We start from the raw sequence: 24,010 nt of genomic DNA on the forward strand, positions 1-24,010 counted from the left end.
TATGAACCAAGCCAATAAAGTTCTTCATATGCGGACACCTACTAGCTATTTTCCGTTTGACTTGCCAATACGCCTGACAGAGAATCGGCCCCAAGAGCGCGAAACCGACTGCCTTCAGGTGGCAATAGTCGGCGTTAGGAACCCCGTTGATGACCTGAATATCAGCGCTCGGGTGAGACCTCTTCTCCCCTGCTTGAGGGAGCACAATATCAAGCGCCTACCTCAGAAAAAGCAGCCTCTTCAGGCTGCTTTTTTTGTTTAGCGCTTTGGAAACGCTGATACACCAGCATCCCGTGGCGATGCTTATTCAAGGCTTTCTTGTCGCAGTTCATGAAATTCCAGAGAGCGTGTCCATAGTCAGCGTGGATCACCACAAGCATCTGATATTTCGTGTTGTACGCGCCGATAAATGCCAGTCGTATCGAACCGTCATCGTAGGAAATTTGCCAGATTTCCAACGGATTCTGAACGGTATCCAACGCAAACTCAGTGAATCGCTCTCGCGCATTGGGCCTTTTTTCCACGATATGTAATAGATATTCGCGTCTGACAGTGACTGCGACGTAAGGCGTTTGTATAACGGAATAACTCTTGCCTTCCGACAACCCAAACCCCAACGCAACCTGCTCCCAAGCCAATTCCAAACTTGTAGCACCAGGAATTTCTCGAGCATTCGAATCCAATAACCTCACTTCGATATCGCGTATGTCCGGTAAGCCAAGGGCTCTCCAATTGGTTTGATTGGGAGTAGCGCGCTTTCCTGGCAAATTCATTGGTGCCCACCCAGTCGCGCCTTGGCTAGGCGGAAATATGCTTAATTCCAATGGATTCGGCCTTAACAAAACCCTCGAAGTAACAAGTCCATATTTCGCCGTTTTTTGGCGGTGGGGTAAATCAGCTACATCCTCGTTTGCAATCGGACGCTTCTGGTATCGGGAAGGATTGCTGCCGAACGAGGGTGGGAAAAATCGCCATAGCTCCTAGATTCCAAACGAAAAAAAGTACCCGGATCCTTCAATCCGGGCACTTTTTTTGACCTTCATCACCCCCACCTCACCAAAAACCCCGATCCTGTGTCAGCCTCCAGCCATCGGCGAGGACATCAATTCGCTACTAAACCCGCGACAACTATGCTCAGGTACAGGAATATAGCCAGCATATGGCGCCTGACCGGCAGTCTCGTAAACAACAATACCCAGCCCACTTTAGAGGGCATTACCCATGGATAGCAGAACCTTACGCAACCTCATGCGCATCGTGCAGACCGGCTCGTTGTCGGCCGCAGCCGAGCATTCGTGCCTGACTGTGCAGGCCTTGGCCGCGCAGTTGAACAAGGTCGAAGAGCAGTTCGGTTTCCGCTTGTTTCGACGTTCCAACAAGGGGCTGACGCTGACGCCGCAGGGCACTGAGCTCACTCCTTACATGGACAAAGTGCTGATTGCTACGCGACAGATGGAAGAGAAGGTCGAGGCACTGAAAGTGCCGGGCCAGCGCACGTTGAAGGTTGCGTTGAACAACACGTTGTCGGCTGACTTCAACCGGCGAATGATCGGCCGTCTGATCGAGGTGTTTCCCGATTATCAGATGGAATTCAGTTACGCCGAGTCGATGGAAAACCTCAGCAAGCTGAGGAATGAGGACTTCGACCTCGCGGTGCTGATCGGCCCGCAACGGCCGGGCATGCCGAGTATCGTCCTGCCGGATGTACAGGTGCAGGTGGTCGGTGCCCATTGCGGGCAGGAAAACGATCCACTGACGTTGCTGGGCAACAAGTTTCAGGTACGTCCTGCGGAAGATTGTCCGTATTCCCACAGCTTTTTGCGTTTTCTCGACGCGGGGCTGGGCAATCACGAGAACGGTCAGCGCATGGTCTATTCCTGCAGCGAAACCCTGACCTTGTCGTTGATCACGCAGATGGACGCAGTCGGCATGGTCTCGCGTGAAGCCGCGCAGAAGAACGGCCTGACGATTTTCCCCGGGTTCGAGGATTTTCTCGAAGTGCGTCTGGCGGTGAACAATCCGGAGTTGTCGAACCAGGCACTCAACGATGTCGTCGACTTGTCGCTACATGAACGAGCCGAGCGCAATGTACGCAGCCGTCCCAACCGCCACACTGAGAAAGAGGTTTTTGCTGAAATACGCACATAACAACGTCGGAATCGCGGCATAGAATTCCGGGCGATCGAGCTGTATGTGCTGATCCTTGATCAACAAGGGTGTCAGGCTGATCGCAGCGACGATCGCCACCGGCAGGTATTCCAGCGCCCGCGCAACAAACGGCGGCCAGTGCTCGGTGTTGACTTGCAGTGGCAGCGCGCGTGGCAGGAAAGTCACGGCCATCATCAGCGCGACCACCAGAATCAGGAACGTTTGGTCAGGCATACACCCACTCCGCAGCCCACAAACGTGGCGATAAACACATTAAACGGCGAACTGCCGACCAGGCTCAGTGCGCCCATGCACAGCACAGCGGCTGCAGCGGCGATGAGTTTGTTGCGGGTGTTGCAGAGCGACACCAGCACGTAGAGCATCATTGCCGTCAGGGCATAGTCGAGCTGATATTTGATCAGGTGCGCCGCGTACTGCGCGCAGACCGCGCCGAGCAAACCACCGAGCACCCACGAGGTGTGGCAGAACAGGTTGAAACCGATCAGGTAGCGCACGTTGACCGGCGCGCCGGTGCCGAGTTTGACGCTGTGGAACGCGAAGGATTCGTCCGTCAGGCCACCGGCATAAGCCCAGCGCTCCATGCGGCTGAGCCCCAGCGCCCGCAGGGCCTTGGCCATGTAAACCGACATCAGCATGTGGCGCGCGTTGATCAGGAACGTGGTCAGCACAATGGTGGTCAGCGACGCGCCGCTGGAGATCAGCGCCAGCGCGGCGAATTGCGAAGCGCCGGCGTAGACGAACAAGCACATTGCCACTGGCAGCCACATCGGCAGCCCGGCATTGACGGCCATCAGACCGAAGACGAATGACACCGTGAAGTAGCCAGCGACTACCGGGCTGGCTTCGGCAAACGTGCGCGACGGTTGATGGGTAGCCATCAGCGGCGCACTGCCGGACGTTTCATTCATAGATCCCTCTCAAATGTCCGCTCGCCGTGGGGTTCGCAAAAACCCTGGGCAGTCCAGAATCGCTTGCCCGCGAGGTTAGCATCGTCGACGAACAGAAACATCCGCAACACGCCGACCCGTTTCATATCGGACGACGCCGCTTCAACCAGTCGTTGACCGACGCCCTGGCTGCGATAGCGCGGGCTGACCGCCAGATGATTGATCGTGCCGCGGCTGCCGAGCATGCCGCCGAGCACCGCGCCAACGATTTCGCCTTCGACGTCGAAGGCCAGATAGGCCGTGGTGGTTTTCTGGATCAGCACGCCGCGCAGGCACTTGGCGTCCTGCCACTCGCAGAACGACACTTCGTCGAACTGGCGGAAGAAGCGCTCCATGCGCTGCGCGTCCTTGGCGGTGGCGCGTCGCAGCACCACCGGCGTCGAGCACTCGACGCCGTCGATTGGGGTGATCTGATTAGCGAACAATGTCGAAAGCGGTCCCGGGCCGCGAGAAAGAGATCGCCAAAATCTGCCGGTACGCCATCGCATGGGTGTGCGTGTTGCGGGCCGGGGTCACGTAGTGGCGCATATCGCGATCGAGGAAGTAAGTGGTGTCGAGAATTTCCTGGTAAGTGGTCGACGCCAGTTGATGCTCGTGGATGTCGTACAGACGACTCTCCGCACCCTCGACGTTGTTGCGGCCCCAGAAGTGCACACCGCTGAACGGGTAACCGTCGCAGTGAATGCCTTCAGGGGTTATTTCAAGTTGCTTGCCGGGCTTGATCTCGATGCGGATCTGATGGATCTGGCACTGCCAGACTTCATCGTGCAGCTCCTCCGGCAGTACGCTTTTGTACACTTCGAAATCGGTGTCGATCAGGCTGCGCACCACCGGCGAAGTAATCACTTCATCGGAGAAGTCCTGAAAGTGTCGTACCAGGCCACCAACATAGGCGTTGTTCTCTTTCGACTGTACGTAGGCGCGATGCTCGAGTTGCTTGAGCTCGCGGGTTTTCGGGTTGTACTCAAAGTCGCTGTAACGACGGTAACGCATGCCGGCTTCGGCCTGACCGTAGTAACTGTCAGGCTCCATGTTTTCCCAACTTTTGGTCAGTCTGACGAAGTCGGCAAAATGACCGTAGAGATTGAAGTCACCACCCTGGACGTTGACATATTTGTCGCGCCGTAGCGATTCGCCCACTTCTCTGTTCAAAACGATCATTACCAAATTCTCCGCTGCGTTGAGCGGCCTAATCTATTAGGTGGAGAATTTGCGTCCATGAGAAAGAATTTCAGGCATTTAAAGCCCTGCTTGAAACGGCGTTTGCAGTCACTCAAAAACAACTTTTACATGACAAAAACACGGGTTTATTGCGGTTTTCATCGAAAAACCGTCGAAAAAAAACCCCGAACCAGTCGGGGTTTTTCTCATGTTTCTTACACTTGATCAGGCATCAGAAGATGTTGATCGGGTAATCCACGAACACGCGCAGTTCGTTACCGCTGACGTTGTACTCGCTGGACTTCTGCGAAACACGCAGAATCGAGCTGCGCAGTTTCACGCTCAGGTCTTTGGCCGGGCCAGACTGCACGACGTATTTGAACTGGTTGAAGATCTCGCGCTCGGTACCGCCTTCGCTGGTGGAAGTGGTGATGTTGTCGCCACGCACGTAAGCGAAGTTGTAGCTCAGGCCCGGTACGCCAAATGCACCGAAGTCGAGGCCGTAGCCCAACTGCCAGCTGCGCTCGTCTTCAGCGTTGAAGTCGGACCAGTAGGAGTTGGCCAGGTAGATGGAGTTACCGCCGTCACCGACGCGACCTTGATCTTTCTGGTAACCGCCGTAGGCGTAACCGAGGTTGCTGTCGCCGGTGGAACGCTGGTGCGCCACGGTGAACGAGTGCGGACCGGTAGCGAAGGTTGCGGCCAGACTCCAGATCTTGTTGTCGTCGCCGGTTACACCGTTTTCGCGGACATAAGAGTTGTCCAGCTTGGTGCGATAGCCGTTGAAGTCCAGGGTCAGCGACTGATCCTTGTTGAACGGCAACACGTAGTTGGCGTTCACGTATTGTTTCTTCAATACGTCTTCGACGTCGGAAGCGTACAGCGCGCCTTTGAAGTTCTCGGTGAACTGGTAGCTACCGCCCAACACGTTGATCGACTTCAGACCACCGCTGTCACGGCCTTCGTCGCTCTTGCGCGATTCGGCGGTGAAACGACCGGCGTTCAGTTCCAGGCCTTTGATCTCACGGGAAGTAATCAAAGTACCGGTGTAACTTTCCGGCAGCAGGCGGGAGTTGTCGTAGCTCAGCACCGGCAGGGCCGGCATCTGGTCGCCGTAGGTCAACACGGTGTTGGAGAAGCGGAACTTCACCGCTGCACCGCCCTTCGCTATGTCATGGTTCGCGCGACCGTCATTTTCTTGCTTGAAGAAATCGATACCACCGGCGCCGCTGCGGCCCTTGCCGCCGTCCAGACGCAGTGCGTACAGACCGAAAGCGTCGACGCCGACACCCACGGTGCCTTGGGTGAAGCCGGACGAGAACGTACCGATGGCCGCCTGGCCCCACTCGGCCTTGTCTTTGTTGCCGTCTTTGTAATCACGATTGATGTAGGCATTGCGCAGCAGCACTTTGAGGCTGCTGTCTTCAACAAAACCCTTGGACTCGGCCTGGTCGTTAGCCATGGCCTGAGTGGCGCTCAACATCCCCAGTGCGATCAGACTGATTCGCTTGTTCAACATTTTGTTTTCCTTATTACGGGTTGAAACGCGCTGTGTCGAACGGCGGAAACGGCGCTTTTGCACTCTTTTATTCACCCCGAAACAAAAAGACCCGCCCACGACAATGTCATGGCGGGCCTGCTCCTTATTTTGAGTCATGGCGGTTGGCCACAGGCGTTGGGCCGAATCGTAGCCGCGCCCTGAACGATGTGTCAATTTCAAGAATCGTCTTTAAATAGGCAAAAAACGTCTAAGAAACGTAATTTTTGCGCTGACTCCTTGCTGTTAAATGCCTGCAGCCAGTGAATCCAGTGCGTATCACGCACAGCCGTCAATCGCACACAGTGCAGAGACTGCGCCTGGCTCATCGAGGACGATTGCCTGTTTCAACCAATCGGCAAATGCCTGCGGCTTGCCCAGCCACGGACTGATGTCGACCAACTGGAATGTCCCGTTCTGCTCCAGAGCCAGAGTCGGAAAACCCTGGCCGCCCAATTGGCCCAGAAACTGGCGACTGGCTTTTATATGCCCCTCGCTATCAACCGACTCCAGCGCAATGTGGAAATCGTCCTGCGCATAACCCATCTCCATCGCCAATGCCAACAGCACGGCTGAATCGGCAATGCGTCGCCCTTCTACATAGTGCGCCGTCTGCAACCGCCCCAGCAGGCGCAGACCGCCGCCGTCGATAGCTTCAGCCGCCATGACCGCAGCAATCGGTGGCGTTGAATCGAACACCGCTGAGTGATCACGCAGCAAACCTTCGAAATAAGCCTCGCCAAAAGGCTGGCCGGTGTACTCGGCAATGCGTCGGTCGTGGGGCATGACGTAATTGCGCAGTTGCGGAGAAACACGTTGGCGATTGGCGCCACTCATCATTCCCCCTGCATGGGCGATCACTTGCAACACTGCCTGCGCCGCTTCCACCAGCGGCTTGGCGCCATAACACCAGCCGCACAACGGGTCGTAGATGTAATGAAGAATCATGGGAACCGCTCCGGCAGAAAGTCAGGAAAATCGATGGCGGCAGATTAGTCCTCGCACCCTTGCGAAAAAACGCCGGAATGGCTCTCAGTCTGTTTCGTGAATCGGTCGAATGGGCGTTCATTCGGTTTGTGTAGAAGAGGACACAAATTGAAACAATCAGACAAAGGAACTTATAAGGAATAATTAACGGAAGTAAATGCAAAGCATTACCATTCGCGCGATCGAATTCTTCCACCCTTTCGGATGCGCTTTTCAATGCCTGCCCCGTTCCGTCTTACGCCCGTCACCCTTGGGCTTTCTGCTTTTCTGTCCAGCGGTTTTGCCTACGCCGCGACCGAGCTCCCCGCCACCGCGATCAGCGCCGAAGCGCAAGCCGATGACCCGCGCGTGAAGCTGAGCAGCACCGCGACTCGTACCTCGACGCCCGTACGTTATGTGCCCCAGGCGATCGATTCGATCAAGACCTCAAACGTCGCCAACTACGGCACCAATGATATCGGCGACGCCTTGAGCGGCATGCCCAACGTCAGCAGCAGCGCCGACACCCGCTTCGACAGCTTGCGCATCCGTGGCTTCGACGCGAGCAATGATTTCTATCTGGACGGCATCCGCGACGACAGCCAGTACAAGCGCGACCTGCACAACATCGAACGCGTCGAAGTGCTCAAAGGCCCAGCCGCTGTGCTTTACGGCCGTGGTAGTCAGGGCGGGATCATCAACCGCGTAAGCAAAATGCCCGAGTTCGGCCGGCGCTCGACCATCGAAGCTCAGGCTGGCAGCGAAGATTTGCGCAGTCTTTACGCTGACCTCAGCACCGACCCGAGCGAAAACATCAGCCTGCGCCTGAACATGGGCAACATGGATGAAAACAGCTTCCGCGACGGTGTCAGCGGCAATCGCCAATTGTTCGCTCCGTCGATGAGCTGGCAACTGACGCCGGATCTGAACTGGCTGGTGCAGTACGAATACAGCCGCTACAACCGCACCCCGGATCGCGGCATCCCCGGCGTCAACGGGCGCCCGGCGGATGTCGGTCGTGACACCACCTACGGCAACGATCACGATTTCATCGACGACAAGTCGCAATCGCTGCGTTCGAAACTCACTTACGAAATCAACGACAACTGGCAACTGCGCCAGACCCTTGGCGTGTTCAAGCTCGACAGCGATTTCGACAACACCTACCTCACCGGTTACACGCCGACGACCAACAAGGTCACGCGCCAGCACTGGCAGCAGGACCTGACCACCCGCAACGTCTATAACAACGTTGAACTCGAGGGTGGATTCGATACCTTCGGCCTTGAACATCGCCTGCTGACCGGCATCGAGATCGGCAGCCAGCGCCGCGATCCGACACTGTATAACGCCGCCACCGGCAGAACCCCGGGCGCGCAGCCGGTGCCATCGCTCGATCTCTATAACCCGAACCGCGATCTGCGCCACACCGGCAGCATGCAGCTCTCCAGCAGCAGCCACACCGAAGTCGAAAGTCGCGCAGTGTACGTACAAGATCAACTGCGCCTGAACGACCAATGGCAAGTGCTCGCCGGTCTGCGGTACGACACCTTCGATATCGAGTCGACCAACAAGCTGCGCAACATCTCCGAAGACCGCGACAGCCACAGCACCAGCCCGCGCGTCGGCCTGGTCTGGACGCCGTTGCAGAACCATTCGTTCTACGCCTCGTGGTCGAAGACGTTTTCACCAGTGGGCGGCGGCTTGATCGGCATCACCCCGGGAGCGGCCGGTAACACCAACGATCTCAGTCCCGAGCTGACCAAGCAGAAAGAAATCGGCGTGAAGAGTGACTGGTTCGATGACCGTTTGAGCACCACGCTGGCGATCTATGACCTGGAACTCTACAACCGCCGCACCACCGATCCAAACGACCCGACCCTGACGGTGATGTCCGGTTTGCAACGTTCGCGCGGGATTGAGTTGACGGCCACAGGTAACCTCGTCGGCAACTGGTACATGCGCGGTGGCGTTGGTATGCAGGACGCGAAGATCGAGAAGGACAACAACGGCCTGGAAGGCAAACGCATCAACAACGTTGCCAAGCACAACGGCAGTCTGTTCCTGACCTGGAAACCGGAGATGGGCTGGTACGGTGAAACCGGTCTGACCCTGGTCGGCCAACGTTATGCCGATAACGCCAACACCACCGTGCTGCCAGGTTACGGTCGTTGGGATGCACTGGTCGGTTACCGCTTCAAGGATTGGGATTTGCGCGCGGCACTGAACAACATCACCGATCGCGAGTATTACGCGTCGGCGACCAGCCAGTATCAGATTCAACCGGGTGCGCCACGTAGCGTCGTAATGACCGGCACCTACAGCTTCTGATTTCACACACATCCTTGTGGGAGCGAGCCTGCTCGCGAAAGCGTCGGGTCAGTCGACATCGTCGTAACCTGATCCACCGCATTCGCGAGCAGGCTCGCTCCCACATTGAATGGGTGTGTACAAAATAATCGTGCATAAAAAAGCGCCGCCATCCCGGCAGCGCTTTTACCAATCCCTGTTGTTCTACTTATCCTTCCATCACAGCCCACAACGCGTCCAGTTCGGCCTCGCTGAACAGGTCAGCGGGGTAACGCTCGATCATCATCCGGCGCGGATCAGGTTCCCTGATCTGACGCGTTCCATTGGACTTTAACCAGTGCGCGACAATCTGGAGCGCTTCGCCGTTAACGGCCATGGGATGCGACGTCCGCTCGCTGACTACGTTCACTTCGGCGTTCATTTCAGCGCTCTCTCCCCGTTCGTGAGCGGCTACGTTATCCAAGGTTTATGACAGAACTGTTGAAGTTCTCCTCCCTCCCTAGCGCACGGGTGATGAATACAAGAGCTATGCCAATGTTTCTCAGTTGTCGACAAGCGGATACAAAGAAGCCCGCCGTCCTGTCGGGCTGCGGGCCTCAGTTGATGCGTAGCGAGCTAATCATTACCCGGCCGATTTATTAATCAACTCAAGGTGTTACGACTCAACTCACTCTTTGTGCGGCGCGGGTTGCTGCTGGGTAAGGCAGTGAATATTGCCGCCACCCAGTAACAGTTCGCGGCCCGGCACCATCACCACTTCGTGCTGCGGGAACAGCTTCTGCAGAATCTCTTTCGCCGGGGCATCCATCGGATCGTCGAAGCTCGGCGCGATGATGCCGCCGTTGACGATCAGGAAGTTCACGTAGGAACCGGCCAGGCGCACAGACGGATTGCGCTCCTGCGTGCCGTCCACCGGATCGACCCCGGCACACTCTTCTTCGGTCGCATAGAGCGGCCCCGGAATCGGCATTTTGTGCACCGTGAACGGGCGACCCTTGGCGTCAGTGCTGCTTTGCAGGACTTTCATCGCGGCCTGGCAGCGCGGGTAGTTCGGATCCTGCGGATCGTCGGTCCACGCCAGCAGCACTTCGCCCGGACGCACGTAGCAGCAGAAGTTATCCACATGGCCGTCGGTTTCGTCGTTGAACAAACCGTCCGGCAGCCAGATGATCTTATCCACAGACAGATTGGCGCGGAGCACCGCTTCGATTTCTGCGCGGCTCAGGTGCGGGTTGCGATTGCGGTTGAGCAGGCACTCTTCGGTGGTGATCAACGTGCCTTCGCCGTCGACGTGAATCGAACCACCTTCGAGCACAAAACCTTCGGTGCGGTAACGCGGGCTGCGCTCGATCTCGAGGATCTTGCCACCGACCTGCGAATCGCGATTCCACGGCGAATACAAACCGCCGTCGAAACCGCCCCAGGCGTTGAAGTCCCAGTTCACACCGCGCACTTCACCGCTGTTGTTGATGACAAAAGTCGGGCCGCTGTCGCGTACCCAAGCGTCATCGCTGGACATCTCGACCACGCGGATATTCGGCACGTCAAGGCGTGCGCGGGCGTTTTCGTATTGGCCGGCGGACACCGCCACGGTCACCGGTTCGAAACGTGCGATGGCTTTGGCCACTGCTGCGTGCGCGGCTTGCGCCGGTTTGCCGCCCAGACGCCAGTTGTCCGGGCGCTCGGGCCAGATCATCCAGGTCTGCGTCTGCGGCGCCCACTCGGCCGGCATGTGAAAGCCGTCGGCGCGCGGGGTACTTTTCAAGGTGGTCATCGGGATCAGGACTCCAGGGAACCGTCGAGGGTTTTCAACGCGCCGTACAGGTTTGGACGGCGGTCACGGAATGAACCCCACGCGCTGCGAATGTGTTCGAGCTCGTCGAGGTTGAAAGTGTGCACAAGAATACCTTCTTCGGTTTTATTCAGCTCCTGCACTTTTTCGCCAAACTGGTTGGCGATGAACGAAGAGCCGTAGAACGTAATGTCGTAGCCGTCCTGCTCTTCGTTGCCGATGCGGTTACTGGCGATCAACGGCATCAGGTTGGCGCCGGCATGACCCTGTTGCACGCGCTGCCAGTGATCGCGCGACGAGATGGTTTTGTCGTGCGGCTCACTGCCGATTGCGGTCGGGTAAAACAGAATCTCCGCGCCTTGCAACGCCATGCTCCGTGCGGCTTCCGGAAACCACTGATCCCAGCAGATGCCCACGCCGATCTTCGCGTAACGGGTGTTCCACACTTTGAAACCGGTGTCGCCCGGGTTGAAGTAATACTTCTCGTGGTAGCCCGGGCCGTCCGGGATGTGGCTTTTACGATAAATCCCGAGGTTGCTGCCGTCGGCGTCGATGATCGCGATGCTGTTGAAGCGCGCGCGGCCGGCCAGCTCGTAGAAGCTGATCGGCAGCACCACTTGCAGCTCTTTGGCAATTTTCTGGAAATGTTTGATCGCGACGTTTTCTTCCACCGTCGTCGCCAGTTGCAGGTAGTCCGGGTTCGGCTTCTGGCAGAAGTACGGCGCCTCGAACAGCTCCTGGATCAGGATGATCTGCGCGCCTTTGGCAGCGGCTTCGCGCACCAGCTTTTCAGCGATTTCGAGGTTGGCTTGCAGATCCCAGGAACAGGCCATCTGAGTGGCGGCAACGGTAACGATACGGCTCATGAATCATCTCCGGGCAGTTGCTTTGACGGCCGGAAATTCGGCCGAAAAGAAAACGCGCGCACCGGTCATGAGATCGCCATGCCGGAGCAATGGCGACTTTATAGCCGATAAATATCGGCTTTAGAAGCTTGTTAAATGCCTTTCGTCTAAATAAACCCAATAAAAGCCGATACAAATCGAACTATCGACGCAATCCAGTAGGAGCTGCCGAAGGCTGCGATCTTTTGATCTTGATTTTAAAAAGCAGAATCACAAGATCGCAGCCTTCGACAGCACCTACACGGGATCAGCGCTACAGGCCCTCGGTGAGAACCTGGTCGAGCATGTCGACAAAGAAATCCACACTCTGACGCGATGTCACCATCGGCGGTTTGATCTTGAGAATGTTCAGATCATCGCCAGTCGGCTGCATGAAAATCCCCAACTCACGCAAGCGATCACACAGCAACACCGTCTCCTCGGTCGCCGGCTCCAGCGTCTCGCGATTGCGGATCAGCTCAAGCCCCAGATAGAACCCGGACCCGTGCACGGCGCCCACCAACGGATGTTTATCGATCAACGCTTCAAGCCGCGCCTTGAAGTGGCCGCCGACCACCTGCGCGTTCTCCCAGAGTTTTTCTTCTTCCATGACATCCAGCACCGCCATGCCGATCTGGCAGCTCACCGGACTGCCGCCCGCCGACGAGAAGAAGTAGCCCTCGGCCTCCAGCGCCTCGGCAATTTCCCGCCGAGTGATGACCGCGCCCAGCGGCTGACCGTTACCCATGCCCTTGGCCATACAGATGATGTCCGGCACCACGCCCTGCTCTTCAAAGCCCCAGAAGAAGTGGCCCATGCGCCCGTAACCGACCTGCACTTCGTCGGCGATGCACACGCCGCCCTGCGCGCGTACAAGCGCATACACCTGCTGCAGATACCCCGGCGGCAGCGAGATGCCGCCGGCATTGCCATACACCGGTTCGCAGATGAACCCGGCCAGTTGGCGCTTCTGCTCGGCGAGTTGTGCCAGGTGATGTTCAACACTGCGCACGTAATCCGGCGCCGAATCGAGACCGCGGAATTCACCGCGATAAGTGTTCGGCGCAGGTACCGGATGCACCCAGTCCGGGCGGCTTTCCAGGGCTTTCGGGTTGTCGGCGATCGACGTCGATACCGCATCGGCGCCGACCGTCCAGCCGTGATAGGCCTCAAGCACACTGATCAGGTCACGACCGCCGCTGTAGGCCCAGGCCAGACGAATCGCCAGATCATTGGCCTCGCTGCCGCTGTTGACCAGAAACACCCGATCCATGCCTTCCGGCGCCAGTTTCAGCAGGCGTTCGGAAAACTCGGCAACCGCCGCATAGTTGAACCGCGAGTTGGTGTTGAGCAGCGACCACTGACGCGCCGCGACCGCCGCCATGCGCGGGTGGCCGTGACCGAGCACGGCAACGTTGTTGAGCATGTCCAGATAGGAGCGGCCCTGCATGTCGATCAGGTGATTGCGCCAGCCACGTTCAATGCGCGGCGGGTCGACGTAGTAGTGTTTTTGCGTGCGGGCGAAACTGGCATCGCGGCGTTCGAGCAGGGTTTTCGCGTCCAGTTCCGGCTCGGCATCGCAGGCCAGCCCTAACAACGCCGCCGGCGAAGGGCACAGTGCCTGCCACGCCGCGGCTTGCACCGGGGTACAAAACAACGGCGCATTGAGCTGTGCGCCACGGCACAACTGCACCCGTAACGGGCCGCTCACCGCGCCCAGCACCTGGCCTTTGACCAGCGCCGCGCCACTGTGCAGCGAAGGTGTCACGCCCCACAGCCGCACGCTGAGTTGCGGGCCATCGAGTTGCAGCACACCGTCTGCTGGCTGATGCACGACGCCAGCGAACGGCGCCTCCACGGCGGTGCCATCGGGCACGCGCAATTCCACGTGCAGCGGGAAGGTGTCCGGTTCAACGGCACTGTCGGGGCGAGTGCGCGACAAACGGTACTGACCATAACGGCTTGCCGCCAAACCATGGGCCGCCGCCGCTTCGCTCAACAGGTGCTGATCGATGCCTGCCTGTTCCCAATTGCCGGCCTCGAAATGCGGACTCAGGACACCCAGATCAATCAACGCAAATTCACGCCCGACCAGACCGGGTAGCAAGGGCGCAAAACCTTCGCTGTCGATTGCCGGCAATGCGTGACCGACGGCAGTGAGGATCGCCGCTTCCATCAGTGCCTGTGGCACCGAAGTGGCCACGCGGAAGATTTCCCACTCATGGCTGAGGTTGTCACGGCTATAGGTATTCGCAGGGTCGATGCTGACCTGTTGCTCGCCGCTGAGTACCAGCACGGCCGCGCGCGCGACGATCAAGGGCCACAGCGCTTGCAACTCCTCATGTTGCAGCGGGTTGACCGCGTGATAGGCCTGCACCGCCGGCAGGATGACAAACGGATCGCCACCGGCGTGATGCAGCAACGCCGCACAGGTCACCGACAGATCGGTGATGCGCCAGGTGCGCACCAGATCGCCAAAGTCGATCACGCCCTGCAACTGCCAGTGACGCTGGGCGTCGCGCGCCCAAACGGCGTTGTCATCGGTGATGTCCATGTGGATCGCCTGCACCGGCAGCTTGTCCAGCAACGGCTGCAAACGGCGCTCGGTCTGCTCCGCCGCATCGGCAATCAATGTGCGCTGCTGCTCGTCCTTGATCACTGGCAGCAGATGGCTGATCAGTGCGCTGGCGTGGCGTGCATCCCACTGCAACGTGCGCTCGAGGCCCGGATGGTCGAACCCGGCCAGCGCCAGATCCATCTCACCGCAGAGCCGGCCAAACCCCGCCACCACATCGCGCCCCAAATGATCGAGATGCGTGAGCGGCTGGCCCTCGATGTAATCCAGCAGGCGTACATGGACGGCTTCGCCGCCGACCTCGAGTGACAGCAGATCTTCGCCATTATTGGCCGCTATCACCCGCGGCACCGTCACCGCCGAGTGCTCGGCCAGATACTTGAGCCCGGCATGCTGGGCTTGCAGCTCCACCAGAGCGTAATCGCCACGGCAGATTTTCAGCACGAACCGACCGCGCGGGCTGTCGACGCGGTAATTGAGATCCTGCTGGCTGCCAAGGGCCTGCAACGTGCCACTGAGTCCGTAATGCTCCGCCAGCCATTGCCGGGCCTGCTCTGCAGACACCTGCGGGCTGGGCAAACTGGCGCGATGAATCAACGTGGCGAGCGGCATGAAACGACCCCTGAAATTTTATTAGGCGCCTATATCGCCATTGCTTTTGGCGAGACGCAACCCCTTATATCAACTCCCGACCGGACCAAGGGCACAACAATGTGCCGGCAACGTCCACACTAACTTTTCCTAGAGCAATTTCAGATTGCGTTTGAACACTTCACTGTTCAACCTGCCCCCTTAAACGTTATCCGCACGGAAGCAATCAGCAAAATGTCCCAGCGCCGCCTCGCCCTCTCCAACAAAAAAGTCCGCAATATCCCTCGTCGTCTACGCGCGTTAGCCGCTTGGGCTGCTGACTTCGAAGGTTACTTTCCGGCCGACCTCACCGAGGAGGAAAAATACAGCAATTGGAAAATCCCGATTCACATGTCGATGGTCCAAGGAAAACAAGCAACCGCGGATCTGCGTCGGCAGTGCGCGCAGCACTTGATCAACGCGGCGCAGCATCTGCGTATGTCCCGACCGGAAAATGCTATCGATTGTAGAGTGGTCGCCGCCATCTCCTTGCCAGGAATGTTTTCCAGCGAAATATGCATCTATACCGACATGGAATATCACCGAAGTCATATCCCTCCTGCTGATAGTGAATACGTCGAAACCGGTAAAAGCCTGGCCCAGGATTGGGAACTCGTTTTACCGCCGGGCATTGGAGAGAGAGGCCTGAGCTATATAGTTGAAGATTCCGATGGCCAGACCTATGAGGAACAACGCTGGTATTTTGGCGAGGTCGATTGAATCGCCTCTTACAGTCTGCACTCGCGCTAAATGGCCGTTTGCGCAAGAATGTCGACCATTCACACCTGCCTATGGAACTCCCCATGAATGTAATCACCACCGACCTGCCCGGTGTCCTGATCATCGAACCGAAGGTGTTCGGTGACGAGCGCGGTTTTTTCTACGAGAGCTTCAATGCCAAGGCATTCCAGGACGCCACCGGTCTGGACACGCAATTCGTTCAGGACAACCACTCGCGTTCGCAAAAAGGCGTGTTGCGTGGTCTGCATTACCAACTGCAAAACACCCAGGGCAAACTGGTCCGCGTGACGGCTGGCGAAGTACTGGATGTGGCCGTGGATATTCGCCGCAGCTCGCCGCACTTCGGTAAATCGGTGGCGGTGCGTCTGTCGGCTGAGAACCATCGTCAACTATGGGTACCGGAAGGCTTTGCTCATGGTTTCGTGGTACTGAGCGAGTTCGCTGAATTCCTCTACAAGACCACCAACTACTACGACCCGGCGTCCGAGCGCAGCATTCGCTGGGATGACCCGGCGCTGGGCATCAACTGGCAGCTGGACGAAGCGCCGAAGCTGTCCGCCAAGGATCAAGCCGCAGCGCTGCTCAAGGACGCTGACGTCTTCGCCTGAGCCTAGGCATAATGCGCCTGTCACCTCAGGCGCATCGGCTCATGAAACCAACCCTTCCCCCCAGACCTCGCTGGCGTAGCCTCGCCCTGCTGGCCCTGTGTCTGGCGCCGCTGCTGTGGCCGCTGGAACATCTCGCCGAGCGCTATTACCGCAGCGAACTGGCCGGGCAGAACCGGCAGACCCTCGACCTCTACGTCGCCAACCTGCTGGGCACCCTGCACCGCTATGAAGTGTTGCCGCAAATCCTCGGCGACCTGCCGGCCTTGCGCGCGGTACTCGGTGCGCCGGACGACGGCGTCAGCCAAGGCAATGCCAATCGCCTGCTGAAAAACATCGCCGCGCAGACCGGCGCCGAAGTCATGTACCTGATGGACACCAGCGGCCAGACGCTGGCGGCGTCGAACTGGGACAAGCACGACAGTTTCGTCGGTCGCAATTTCTCGTTCCGTCCCTACTTCAGCGAAGCCATGGCCGGACGTCTCGGGCGCTTTTTCGGCCTCGGCACCACCTCGGCCAAACGCGGTTACTTCTTCGCCGCCGCCGTGCGCAACGGCGAAAAAATCATCGGCGTGCTGGTGATCAAAGTCGATCTCGACCATACCGAAAGCCTCTGGGGCAAAACTCCGGAACAACTGTTGGTCACCGACCACAACGGCGTGGTCATCCTCACCTCGCGCCCCGAATGGCGCTTTCGCTCGACCCGTAACTTGAGCGACAGCGAACGCTCGGCGATCACCGCCATCCAGCCTTACCCGACCCGCGAGCCGCGGCCGCTGAACCTTAGCCCGACAGCATGGCTGATCCAGACCCACGACATCGCCGAAACCGGCTGGAGCGTGAGCATTCTCGCTCCGCGCACATTGATCGACCGCCCGGTGCGCACCGTGGTTGCCATCGGCGGCGCCACGCTGCTGGTGCTGATGCTGTTGCTCGGTCTGATGATGCAGCGCCGTCGGCATTATCTGGAACGCATTGCGTTCGAGGCCAAGGCACGTCGTGAACTGGAAGGCCGCGTCGCCGAGCGTACCAGCGACCTCGAAGGCCTCAACCGACGCCTGAAGGAGGAAGTGCTGGAGCGTGAACAGGCCCAGCAGGAACTGGTGCGTGCCCAGGACGACCTGGTCCAGGCCGGCAAGCTGTCGGCGCTGGGCACGATGTCAGCGAGCATCAGCCACGAACTCAATCAGCCGCTGGCAGCGATCCGCAGCTACGCGGAAAACGCCGAAGTGCTGCTCGATCATCAGCGCACCGACGACGCCCGCGGCAACCTCAAACTGATCAGCGAGCTGACCGGGCGCATGGCTTCGATCATCGCCCACCTGCGCGCCTTCGCCCGCCGTGATCGCCACGCGCCGGAAAGCGTTGCCCTGCAACCGGCGCTCGACGATGCCTTGGCGCTGCTGGCCAAACGTCGGCGCAGTATGGAAGTCGAACTGATCCGCGATCTGCCCGCCGCCACCCTGTGGGTCGAGGCCGGGGAAACGCGCCTGCGGCAGGTGCTTGGCAACCTGCTGGCCAACGCCCTCGACGCGCTTACCGAGAAAGGTCCGCCGCGCAAACTCTGGCTGAGTGCCGAATCCACCGCCGAGGGCGTCAATCTGTACATTCGCGACAACGGCCCGGGGTTCTGCATGGAAGCCCTCGGCCGTGCCAGCGAGCCCTTTTACACCACCAAGACCCGCACTCAAGGCCTTGGCCTGGGGCTGGCCATTTGTGAAACGCTGATGCGCGCCTTCGGTGGTGAACTGTCGTTCGCCAACCACAAGCAAGGTGGCGCCTTGATTACCCTGCGGCTGCGCGCCGGTGCGCCCGGGGTCAGCCTGCAACCGTCCGAGGATCGAAGTGCATGACCATCGACAATCGCATTCAGGTGGTGTTGATCGACGACGATCCGCACCTGCGTCAGGCCCTCGGTCAGACCCTGGATCTGGCCGGCCTGAAAATTCTGCCGCTGTCCGAAGCCAAAGGCCTCGCCGCACAGCTTGAGCGCGACTGGCCGGGCGTGGTGGTCAGTGACATCCGCATGCCGGGCATGGATGGTCTGGAATTGCTGAGTGAATTGCACGCCCAGGATCCGGAACTACCGGTGCTGCTGATCACCGGCCACGGCGACGTACCGCTAGCGGTGCAGGCCATGCGTGCCGGCGCTTATGACTTTCTCGAAAAACCGTTTGCCAGCGATGCGCTGCTCGACAGCGTGCGCCGCGCCCTCGCCTTGCGCCGACTGGTGCTGGACAACCGCAGCCTGCGGCTGGCCCTCAGCGATCGCAATGAACTGAGCGCGCGGCTGGTCGGCCATTCGACGCCCATGTTGCGTTTGCGCGAGCAGATCGGCGCGCTGGCCGCGACCAAGGCTGACGTGCTGATCCTCGGTGAAACCGGCGCTGGCAAGGAAGTGGTCGCCCGCGCCTTGCACGATTTATCCAGCCGCCGAAACGGCCCGTTCGTCGCGATCAACGCCGGCGCGCTGGCCGAGTCGGTGGTGGAAAGCGAACTGTTCGGCCATGAACCCGGCGCATTTACCGGCGCGCAAAAACGCCGGATCGGCAAGTTCGAATTCGCCAATGGCGGCACCCTGTTCCTCGATGAAATCGAAAGCATGAGCATGGATGTGCAGGTGAAACTGCTGCGCATGTTGCAGGAGCGCGTGGTCGAACGGCTGGGCGGCAATCAACTGATCCCGCTGGACATCCGCGTGATCGCCGCGACCAAGGAAGACCTGCGTCAGGCCGCGGATCAGGGGCGCTTCCGCGCCGACTTGTACTACCGCCTTAACGTCGCGCCGCTGCGCATCCCGCCGCTGCGCGAACGTGGCGAGGATGCGCTGGTGCTGTTCCAGCATTACGCCGATGAAGCCAGCGCCCGCCACGGTTTGCCACCCCATGAACTGCAACCGGCGCAACGCGCCTTGCTGCTGCGCCACACCTGGCCGGGCAACGTACGCGAACTGCAGAATGCCGCCGAACGTTTCGCCCTCGGTCTGGAACTGGCGCTGGATAACGCTGACGCCGAAAGCGCTGGCAGCACCACGGTCGAAGTCATCAATGGTGGCCTCAGCGAGCAGGTGGAAAATTTCGAGAAGTCGCTGATCGCCGCCGAACTGGCACGCTCCCACAGTTCGGTGCGCAGCCTCGCTGAAGCCTTGGGCATTCCGCGCAAGACCCTGCATGACAAATTGCGTAAGCATGGCCTCAACTTCGGCGACAGCAGCCATGGGGACGAAAACGAATGAGCACCGACAGTCGCTATCTGGAATCGGTCCTGCATCACGACATTCCCCTGACTCGGGACATGGGGCTGAAGGTGCTCGACTGGCATGAGCAGCAACTGAGCCTGCATCTGCCACTAGACCCGAACGTCAACCACAAGAGCACGATGTTCGGTGGCAGCCTCTACTGCGGCGCGGTGCTGGCCGGTTGGGGCTGGTTGCATTTGCGTTTGAAAGAGGAAGGCATCGAGGACGGGCACATCGTCATTCAGGAGGGGCATATCAGTTATCCACTGCCCGTGACCGGCGATGCCGTGGCGATTTGCCCGGCGGCGGATGCGAAGGTGTGGAAGAAGTTTCTGGCGATGTATCAGCGTTATGGGCGGGCGCGGTTGACGCTCGATACGCGGATCGTCAATGCGGGAAGTGATGAGGATGCTGTGACATTTACCGGGCAGTACGTTTTGCACCGATAAAACCCGCTAACGAGTTGCTTTTGTGGCGAGGGAGCTTGCTCCCGCTGGGCTGCGAAGTGGCCCCAAACCGGCTGAACGAGTCCACAGAACTGTGCGCGGAGCATTCCACGGGGAGTCCTACGGACTCCAGCGGGAGCAAGCTCCCTCGCCACAGCACTGTGTACGCTCAGGAGCGGGCCAGTTCCAAGAGCCTGGAACGCCAGGCCGCCTTCGCCGGCAAGGCCAAAAAGAACTCATTGAGCAGCGATTCCCGCGCCGGATAGCAGAACGCCTCCCCACGCAGATCCAGCACCTCACCACCCGCGCCTTCCAGGACACCTTGCGCCGCCGCCGTGTCCCATTGCGAAGTCGGCGCCAGTCGCGGATAGCAATCCGCCGCGCCTTCAGCCAGCAGGCAGAATTTCAGCGAGCTGCCAATATTGGCCAATTGCAACTCGCCCAGACTGGCACTCAGCCCGGCGAGCAAACGTTCCTGCTCGGGACTTGAATGGCGACGGCTGGCCACCACGGTAAACGCCTCGCCCGGCCCTGGCACATCACGCACCTGGATCGCAACCGGCGTGCCGCCCTTGTCGCCGCGCCATGCGCCAAGCCCGGCGCCGCCAACGTAGAAACGACCATTGGTCGGCATCGACACCACGCCAAATACCACGCGGCCGTTTTCGATCAGTGCAATGTTCACGGTGAACTCTTCGCTGCCGCTGATGAACTCCTTGGTGCCATCCAGCGGATCCACCAACCACCAGCGCTGCCAGCCGGCGCGCACACTCTGAGGGATGTTGGCGTCTTCTTCCGACAACACCGGAATGCTCGGGTCCAGCGCCGTCAGCCCGGCGAGAATCAGGTGATGCGCGGCCAGATCCGCTGCCGTCACGGGCGAGTCATCGGCCTTGGCCGTGACCTCAACACCGGCGCGCCAGAACGGCAAAATCGCCTCGCCGGCCTGCAATGCCAGCTCAACGACCGGCGCCATCAACGGGTGCGGAAACTTCATCGATATCTCACTCATGCTGGAAAGAACCCGCGCTCGGTCAGCAGATCGCGGGTCAAATAAAGTGCAGCCAACGCACGACCTTCAGAGAATTGAGGATTGAGCGCCAGTGATGACAATTCGCGCAGGTTCACTTTGTCGACGCGCATCGGTTCGGGCTCGTCGCCTTCCAGACGTTCTTCGTACAAATCGGTGGCCAGAACGACCTGGATCTTCTGGCTCATGTAACCGGGCGACAGCGACAGCTCGGTCAGATGCTCCAGTTGTCGCGCGCCAAATCCGGCTTCTTCCTTGAGTTCACGCTCGGCTGCCGCCAACACATCCTCGCCCGGTTCGATCAGACCTTTGGGCAAGGACAATTCGTATTCGTCAGTGCCGCCGCAATACTCTTCCACCAATACCGCGTGCTCGGCATCCAGCATCGCCACAATCATCACCGCGCCGTAGCCCGCACCTTTGCCGACCAGACGCTCGTAAGTGCGTTCCACACCGTTGGAAAAACGCAGTTTGAGTTCTTCGACGCAAAACAGGCGACTGGTGGCGACGATCTCGCGGGCAAGTACGGTGGGTTTCTGGCGCATGCAAAGCTCCTTGGCGTGAACGCGCTACTATAACGCGGCTTTCCCGATTGTTTATGTCGGATATCTTTCTACCGTTCGAGACGTTGCCATGCCTTCATTACCGTGGTCCGACATCGATACCGTTCTGCTGGACATGGACGGCACGCTGCTGGATCTGCACTTCGACAATCACTTCTGGCTGGAACACCTGCCCCATCGTTACGCCGAACTGCACGGGGTCAGCCGGGCCATGGCCGAGATGGAATTGCAGCCGCTGTTCGAACGCCACGCAGGCCAGTTGCAGTGGTACTGCCTGGATTTCTGGAGCGCCGAGCTGAAGTTGTCGGTGCGTGAACTGAAGCTGGAAACCGCGCACCTGATCGCCCTGCGACCGGACGCCGATACCTTTCTGGAAGCAATCAAACGCGCTGGTAAACGGGTGATCATGATCACCAACGCGCACCGCGATTCACTGTCATTGAAGCTGGAGCGTATCGAACTGGCGCCGTACTTCGAGCGGCTGATCAGCTCCCACGATTATGGTTATCCCAAGGAGAACCCGCAGTTCTGGGATGCCTTGCAGGCGGACATCGGCTTTGATCCGGCGCGCAGTCTGTTTATCGACGACACCTTGCCGATTCTGCGCAGTGCGCGGGATTTTGGTGTGGCGCATTTGTTGGCGGTGAAAGAGCCGGACAGTCGCAAAGGGCCGAAGGACACGGCTGAGTTTGCGGCGGTTGAGGATTACCGCGATCTGATTTCAGGCTTGTAAATCCATTGTGGCGAGGGAGCTTGCTCCCGCTGGAGGCCGAAGGACTCCCATCCTCAACTGACGCGCAGGTTCAGACATCTCGCGTTTGCCGGTTTGGGGCTGCTGCGCAGCCCAGCGGGAGCAAGCTCCCTCGCCACAAAGGTTTGGCGTTACTCAGGGATACGCAGTGTCTGCCCCGGATAGATTTTGTTCACGTCCTTGAGCATCGGTTTGTTGGCTTCAAAGATCTTGTTGTACTGGTTGGCATTACCATACACAGCGAGCGAAATCGCGCTGAGGGTGTCGCCTTTTTTCACCACGACAAACTTTGCTGCGGCCACCACCGGCCCGGTCACCGTAATCTGATCATCAACGCTGCCCACACCCTCAATATTGCCCACCGCCAGCAGAATCTTCTCTTTCTCTTCCTGACTCGCGACTTCACCGGTGACGGTCACTTTGTCGCCATCCACCGTCGCCTGCACATTCGGATTGCCCAGACCGACTTTGCTGATGTGTTCCTTCAACTGCTCACTGGCATTGGCGTTGCCCGGGGTCAGCAGATCGATCAGCTTCTCACCGGCTTCTTTCACAAAGCTCAAAAGACTCATAGCGCACACTCCTTGATTTGGGTTCCAGACGTCCAAGCCTAGACCACGACGGACAAACGCGGTTCCAAGCCGACCAATGACCCCGCCACCGCGCAAGCGGTAGAATCGCCCACCCCCGCCAGCGCCTGGAGCGAAGATGGACATCAAGCAGCTGAAATTCCTCATCGCCCTCGACGAAACCCGCCACTTCGGCCAGGCCGCCGCGCGTTGCCACATCACCCAGCCCACTCTGTCGATGCGCCTGCGCAGCCTCGAAGAAGAACTCGACCTGCCGCTGGTCAACCGTGGCCAGCGCTTCGAAGGTTTCACCGCGCCGGGCGAGCGCGTGCTGGCGTGGGCACGGTCGGTGATGGCGGCTTATGACGGTTTGCACGCGGAAGCGGCGGCGTGTCGTGGCAACCTGATCGGCACGCTGCGACTGGGCGTGGTGCCGCTGTCGAGTTTCGATCCGCTGCCATTGATGCAACGCCTGCACAGCGCCCACCCGAATTTGCGCTTTGAAATGTCGGCGCTGAGCTCCGAACAGATCCTCGAGCATTTGGCGAACAACCGCATCGACCTCGGCGTGTCCTATCTCGATCGTCTGGATAACGAGCGCTTCGAATCCCTGGCCTTCAGTGAAACGCGCATGGGCCTGCTCTACGATCAGCGCTCGTTCACCTTTGGCGACGCCCCGTTGAGTTGGCAGTCGCTGATCGAATTGCCGCTGGGCATGCTCACCAGTGGCATGCATTTCCGTCAGTCCATCGACCACAATTTCCACAGCCGTGGCCTGACTCCGCAACCGCTGCTGCAAACCGACGCGGTGCATCAATTATTACAAGCGGTGCACGGCGGGTTCTGCTGCGCGATCATGCCGCTGGACGGTGGGCTGGAAAAACTCACCGACCACCTGCGCCTGCAACCCATCGAAAACGCCCAGACCCTTGCCCCGCTCGGCTTGATCATGCGTCGCGGGGCGCCGCGCTCGGCGCTGGCCGAGGCCTGTTTTGCGCTGTATCAGAAATCGCCAACGGTGGTTTGATCGACGGCATCTATCGATAGATCGACACTAGCGATTAGACGCGACAACTTGCCGCGCCTAGTCTTAGCG

23 protein-coding genes are annotated in these 24,010 nt (G+C 59.2%); 9 read left to right on the forward strand and 14 right to left on the reverse strand.

Annotated elements, in window-relative coordinates; all coding sequences use genetic code 11:
- Positions 1–209 precede the first annotated feature (209 nt).
- On the reverse strand, positions 210–773 hold the full coding sequence (locus tag BK670_RS08610) for a PBECR2 nuclease fold domain-containing protein (RefSeq protein WP_185036748.1): 564 nt from the start codon (positions 771–773) through the stop codon (positions 210–212).
- 448 nt (positions 774–1,221) lie between these two features.
- On the opposite strand from BK670_RS08610, the gene BK670_RS08615 reads away from it, so the two are divergent.
- A complete protein-coding gene (locus tag BK670_RS08615) occupies positions 1,222–2,148 on the forward strand; it encodes a LysR family transcriptional regulator (RefSeq protein ID WP_123449418.1) in 927 nt (308 codons plus the stop codon).
- Here the strand turns inward: BK670_RS08615 and BK670_RS08620 are convergent.
- The 6 genes from BK670_RS08620 to BK670_RS08645 form a co-directional block, all read right to left on the reverse strand.
- Positions 2,065–2,382 carry an AzlD domain-containing protein gene (locus tag BK670_RS08620; protein WP_007952614.1) on the reverse strand — a complete coding sequence of 106 codons (318 nt, stop codon included), beginning with the start codon at positions 2,380–2,382 and terminating at the stop codon, positions 2,065–2,067. The two genes, BK670_RS08615 and BK670_RS08620, sit on opposite strands and share 84 nt — an antisense overlap.
- Entirely contained in the window at positions 2,361–3,077 is a 717-nt protein-coding gene (locus tag BK670_RS08625) for an AzlC family ABC transporter permease (protein ID WP_123449419.1), read from the reverse strand. The genes BK670_RS08620 and BK670_RS08625 overlap by 22 nt, the downstream gene beginning before the upstream one ends.
- Positions 3,074–3,451: a GNAT family N-acetyltransferase gene (locus BK670_RS08630; RefSeq protein WP_003220700.1), complete on the reverse strand. Its 378-nt coding sequence runs from the start codon at positions 3,449–3,451 to the stop codon at positions 3,074–3,076. The genes BK670_RS08625 and BK670_RS08630 overlap by 4 nt, the downstream gene beginning before the upstream one ends.
- A 79-nt stretch (positions 3,452–3,530) precedes the next feature.
- Positions 3,531–4,277, reverse strand: a complete 747-nt coding sequence (locus tag BK670_RS08635; RefSeq protein WP_123449420.1) for a 2OG-Fe dioxygenase family protein — start codon at positions 4,275–4,277, stop codon at positions 3,531–3,533.
- A 232-nt stretch (positions 4,278–4,509) separates the two neighbouring features.
- Positions 4,510–5,796 (reverse strand): OprD family porin, encoded by a 1,287-nt coding sequence (locus BK670_RS08640; RefSeq protein ID WP_123449421.1) that lies wholly within the window; start codon positions 5,794–5,796, stop codon positions 4,510–4,512.
- A 297-nt stretch (positions 5,797–6,093) separates the two neighbouring features.
- Complete coding sequence (locus tag BK670_RS08645) at positions 6,094–6,762, reverse strand: DsbA family protein (protein ID WP_123449422.1); 669 nt, start codon at positions 6,760–6,762, stop codon at positions 6,094–6,096.
- 255 nt (positions 6,763–7,017) lie between these two features.
- Between BK670_RS08645 and BK670_RS08650 the strand changes: the two genes are divergently transcribed.
- Positions 7,018–9,111, forward strand: coding sequence for a TonB-dependent receptor (locus tag BK670_RS08650; protein ID WP_123449423.1), 2,094 nt, complete (start codon positions 7,018–7,020; stop codon positions 9,109–9,111).
- 187 nt (positions 9,112–9,298) lie between these two features.
- On the opposite strand, the gene BK670_RS08660 is transcribed toward BK670_RS08650, so the two are convergent.
- From BK670_RS08660 to BK670_RS08675, 4 genes are all read right to left on the reverse strand, one after another.
- Positions 9,299–9,511: a hypothetical protein gene (locus tag BK670_RS08660; protein ID WP_123449425.1), complete on the reverse strand. Its 213-nt coding sequence runs from the start codon at positions 9,509–9,511 to the stop codon at positions 9,299–9,301.
- A gap of 246 nt (positions 9,512–9,757) precedes the next feature.
- Positions 9,758–10,864 (reverse strand): agmatine deiminase, encoded by a 1,107-nt coding sequence (aguA, locus tag BK670_RS08665; RefSeq protein WP_123449426.1) that lies wholly within the window; start codon positions 10,862–10,864, stop codon positions 9,758–9,760.
- A gap of 5 nt (positions 10,865–10,869) precedes the next feature.
- Entirely contained in the window at positions 10,870–11,748 is an 879-nt protein-coding gene (gene aguB, locus BK670_RS08670) for an N-carbamoylputrescine amidase (RefSeq protein WP_123449427.1), read from the reverse strand.
- Positions 11,749–12,040: 292 nt separating this feature from the next.
- Positions 12,041–14,953 carry an aminotransferase gene (locus tag BK670_RS08675; RefSeq protein ID WP_123449428.1) on the reverse strand — a complete coding sequence of 971 codons (2,913 nt, stop codon included), beginning with the start codon at positions 14,951–14,953 and terminating at the stop codon, positions 12,041–12,043.
- A gap of 213 nt (positions 14,954–15,166) precedes the next feature.
- Here BK670_RS08675 and BK670_RS08680 point away from each other — a divergent pair, with 213 nt between their 5' ends.
- From BK670_RS08680 to BK670_RS08700, 5 genes are all read left to right on the forward strand, one after another.
- Positions 15,167–15,691, forward strand: coding sequence for a DUF3916 domain-containing protein (locus tag BK670_RS08680; RefSeq protein WP_123449429.1), 525 nt, complete (start codon positions 15,167–15,169; stop codon positions 15,689–15,691).
- An 83-nt stretch (positions 15,692–15,774) separates the two neighbouring features.
- On the forward strand, positions 15,775–16,320 hold the full coding sequence (gene rfbC / locus BK670_RS08685; RefSeq protein WP_123449430.1) for a dTDP-4-dehydrorhamnose 3,5-epimerase: 546 nt from the start codon (positions 15,775–15,777) through the stop codon (positions 16,318–16,320).
- Positions 16,321–16,361: 41 nt separating this feature from the next.
- Positions 16,362–18,170, forward strand: a complete 1,809-nt coding sequence (locus tag BK670_RS08690; protein ID WP_123449431.1) for a sensor histidine kinase — start codon at positions 16,362–16,364, stop codon at positions 18,168–18,170.
- On the forward strand, positions 18,167–19,552 hold the full coding sequence (locus BK670_RS08695; protein ID WP_123449432.1) for a sigma-54-dependent transcriptional regulator: 1,386 nt from the start codon (positions 18,167–18,169) through the stop codon (positions 19,550–19,552). Before BK670_RS08690 ends, BK670_RS08695 begins: the two co-directional genes overlap by 4 nt.
- On the forward strand, positions 19,549–20,004 hold the full coding sequence (locus BK670_RS08700; protein ID WP_123449433.1) for a YiiD C-terminal domain-containing protein: 456 nt from the start codon (positions 19,549–19,551) through the stop codon (positions 20,002–20,004). Before BK670_RS08695 ends, BK670_RS08700 begins: the two co-directional genes overlap by 4 nt.
- 166 nt (positions 20,005–20,170) lie before the next feature.
- On the opposite strand, the gene cysQ is transcribed toward BK670_RS08700, so the two are convergent.
- Together cysQ and nudE are read right to left on the reverse strand one after the other, a co-directional pair.
- The gene (gene cysQ, locus BK670_RS08710; protein WP_123449435.1) at positions 20,171–20,998 is read right to left on the reverse strand and encodes a 3'(2'),5'-bisphosphate nucleotidase CysQ; all 828 of its coding nucleotides are present in this window, start codon (positions 20,996–20,998) and stop codon (positions 20,171–20,173) included.
- Positions 20,999–21,009: 11 nt separating this feature from the next.
- On the reverse strand, positions 21,010–21,576 hold the full coding sequence (nudE, locus tag BK670_RS08715; RefSeq protein WP_034151897.1) for an ADP compounds hydrolase NudE: 567 nt from the start codon (positions 21,574–21,576) through the stop codon (positions 21,010–21,012).
- 88 nt (positions 21,577–21,664) lie between these two features.
- Between nudE and yrfG the strand changes: the two genes are divergently transcribed.
- Positions 21,665–22,327 (forward strand): GMP/IMP nucleotidase, encoded by a 663-nt coding sequence (gene yrfG, locus BK670_RS08720; protein ID WP_123449436.1) that lies wholly within the window; start codon positions 21,665–21,667, stop codon positions 22,325–22,327.
- A gap of 149 nt (positions 22,328–22,476) precedes the next feature.
- On the opposite strand, the gene lysM is transcribed toward yrfG, so the two are convergent.
- The gene (lysM, locus tag BK670_RS08725; RefSeq protein ID WP_123449437.1) at positions 22,477–22,917 is read right to left on the reverse strand and encodes a peptidoglycan-binding protein LysM; all 441 of its coding nucleotides are present in this window, start codon (positions 22,915–22,917) and stop codon (positions 22,477–22,479) included.
- 136 nt (positions 22,918–23,053) lie between these two features.
- On the opposite strand from lysM, the gene BK670_RS08730 reads away from it, so the two are divergent.
- Positions 23,054–23,941 carry a LysR family transcriptional regulator gene (locus BK670_RS08730; protein ID WP_123449438.1) on the forward strand — a complete coding sequence of 296 codons (888 nt, stop codon included), beginning with the start codon at positions 23,054–23,056 and terminating at the stop codon, positions 23,939–23,941.
- The last annotated feature ends 69 nt before the right edge of the window (positions 23,942–24,010 follow it).

It is taken from the genome of Pseudomonas fluorescens (assembly GCF_003732425.1).
Lineage (GTDB): Bacteria > Pseudomonadota > Gammaproteobacteria > Pseudomonadales > Pseudomonadaceae > Aquipseudomonas > Aquipseudomonas fluorescens_BE.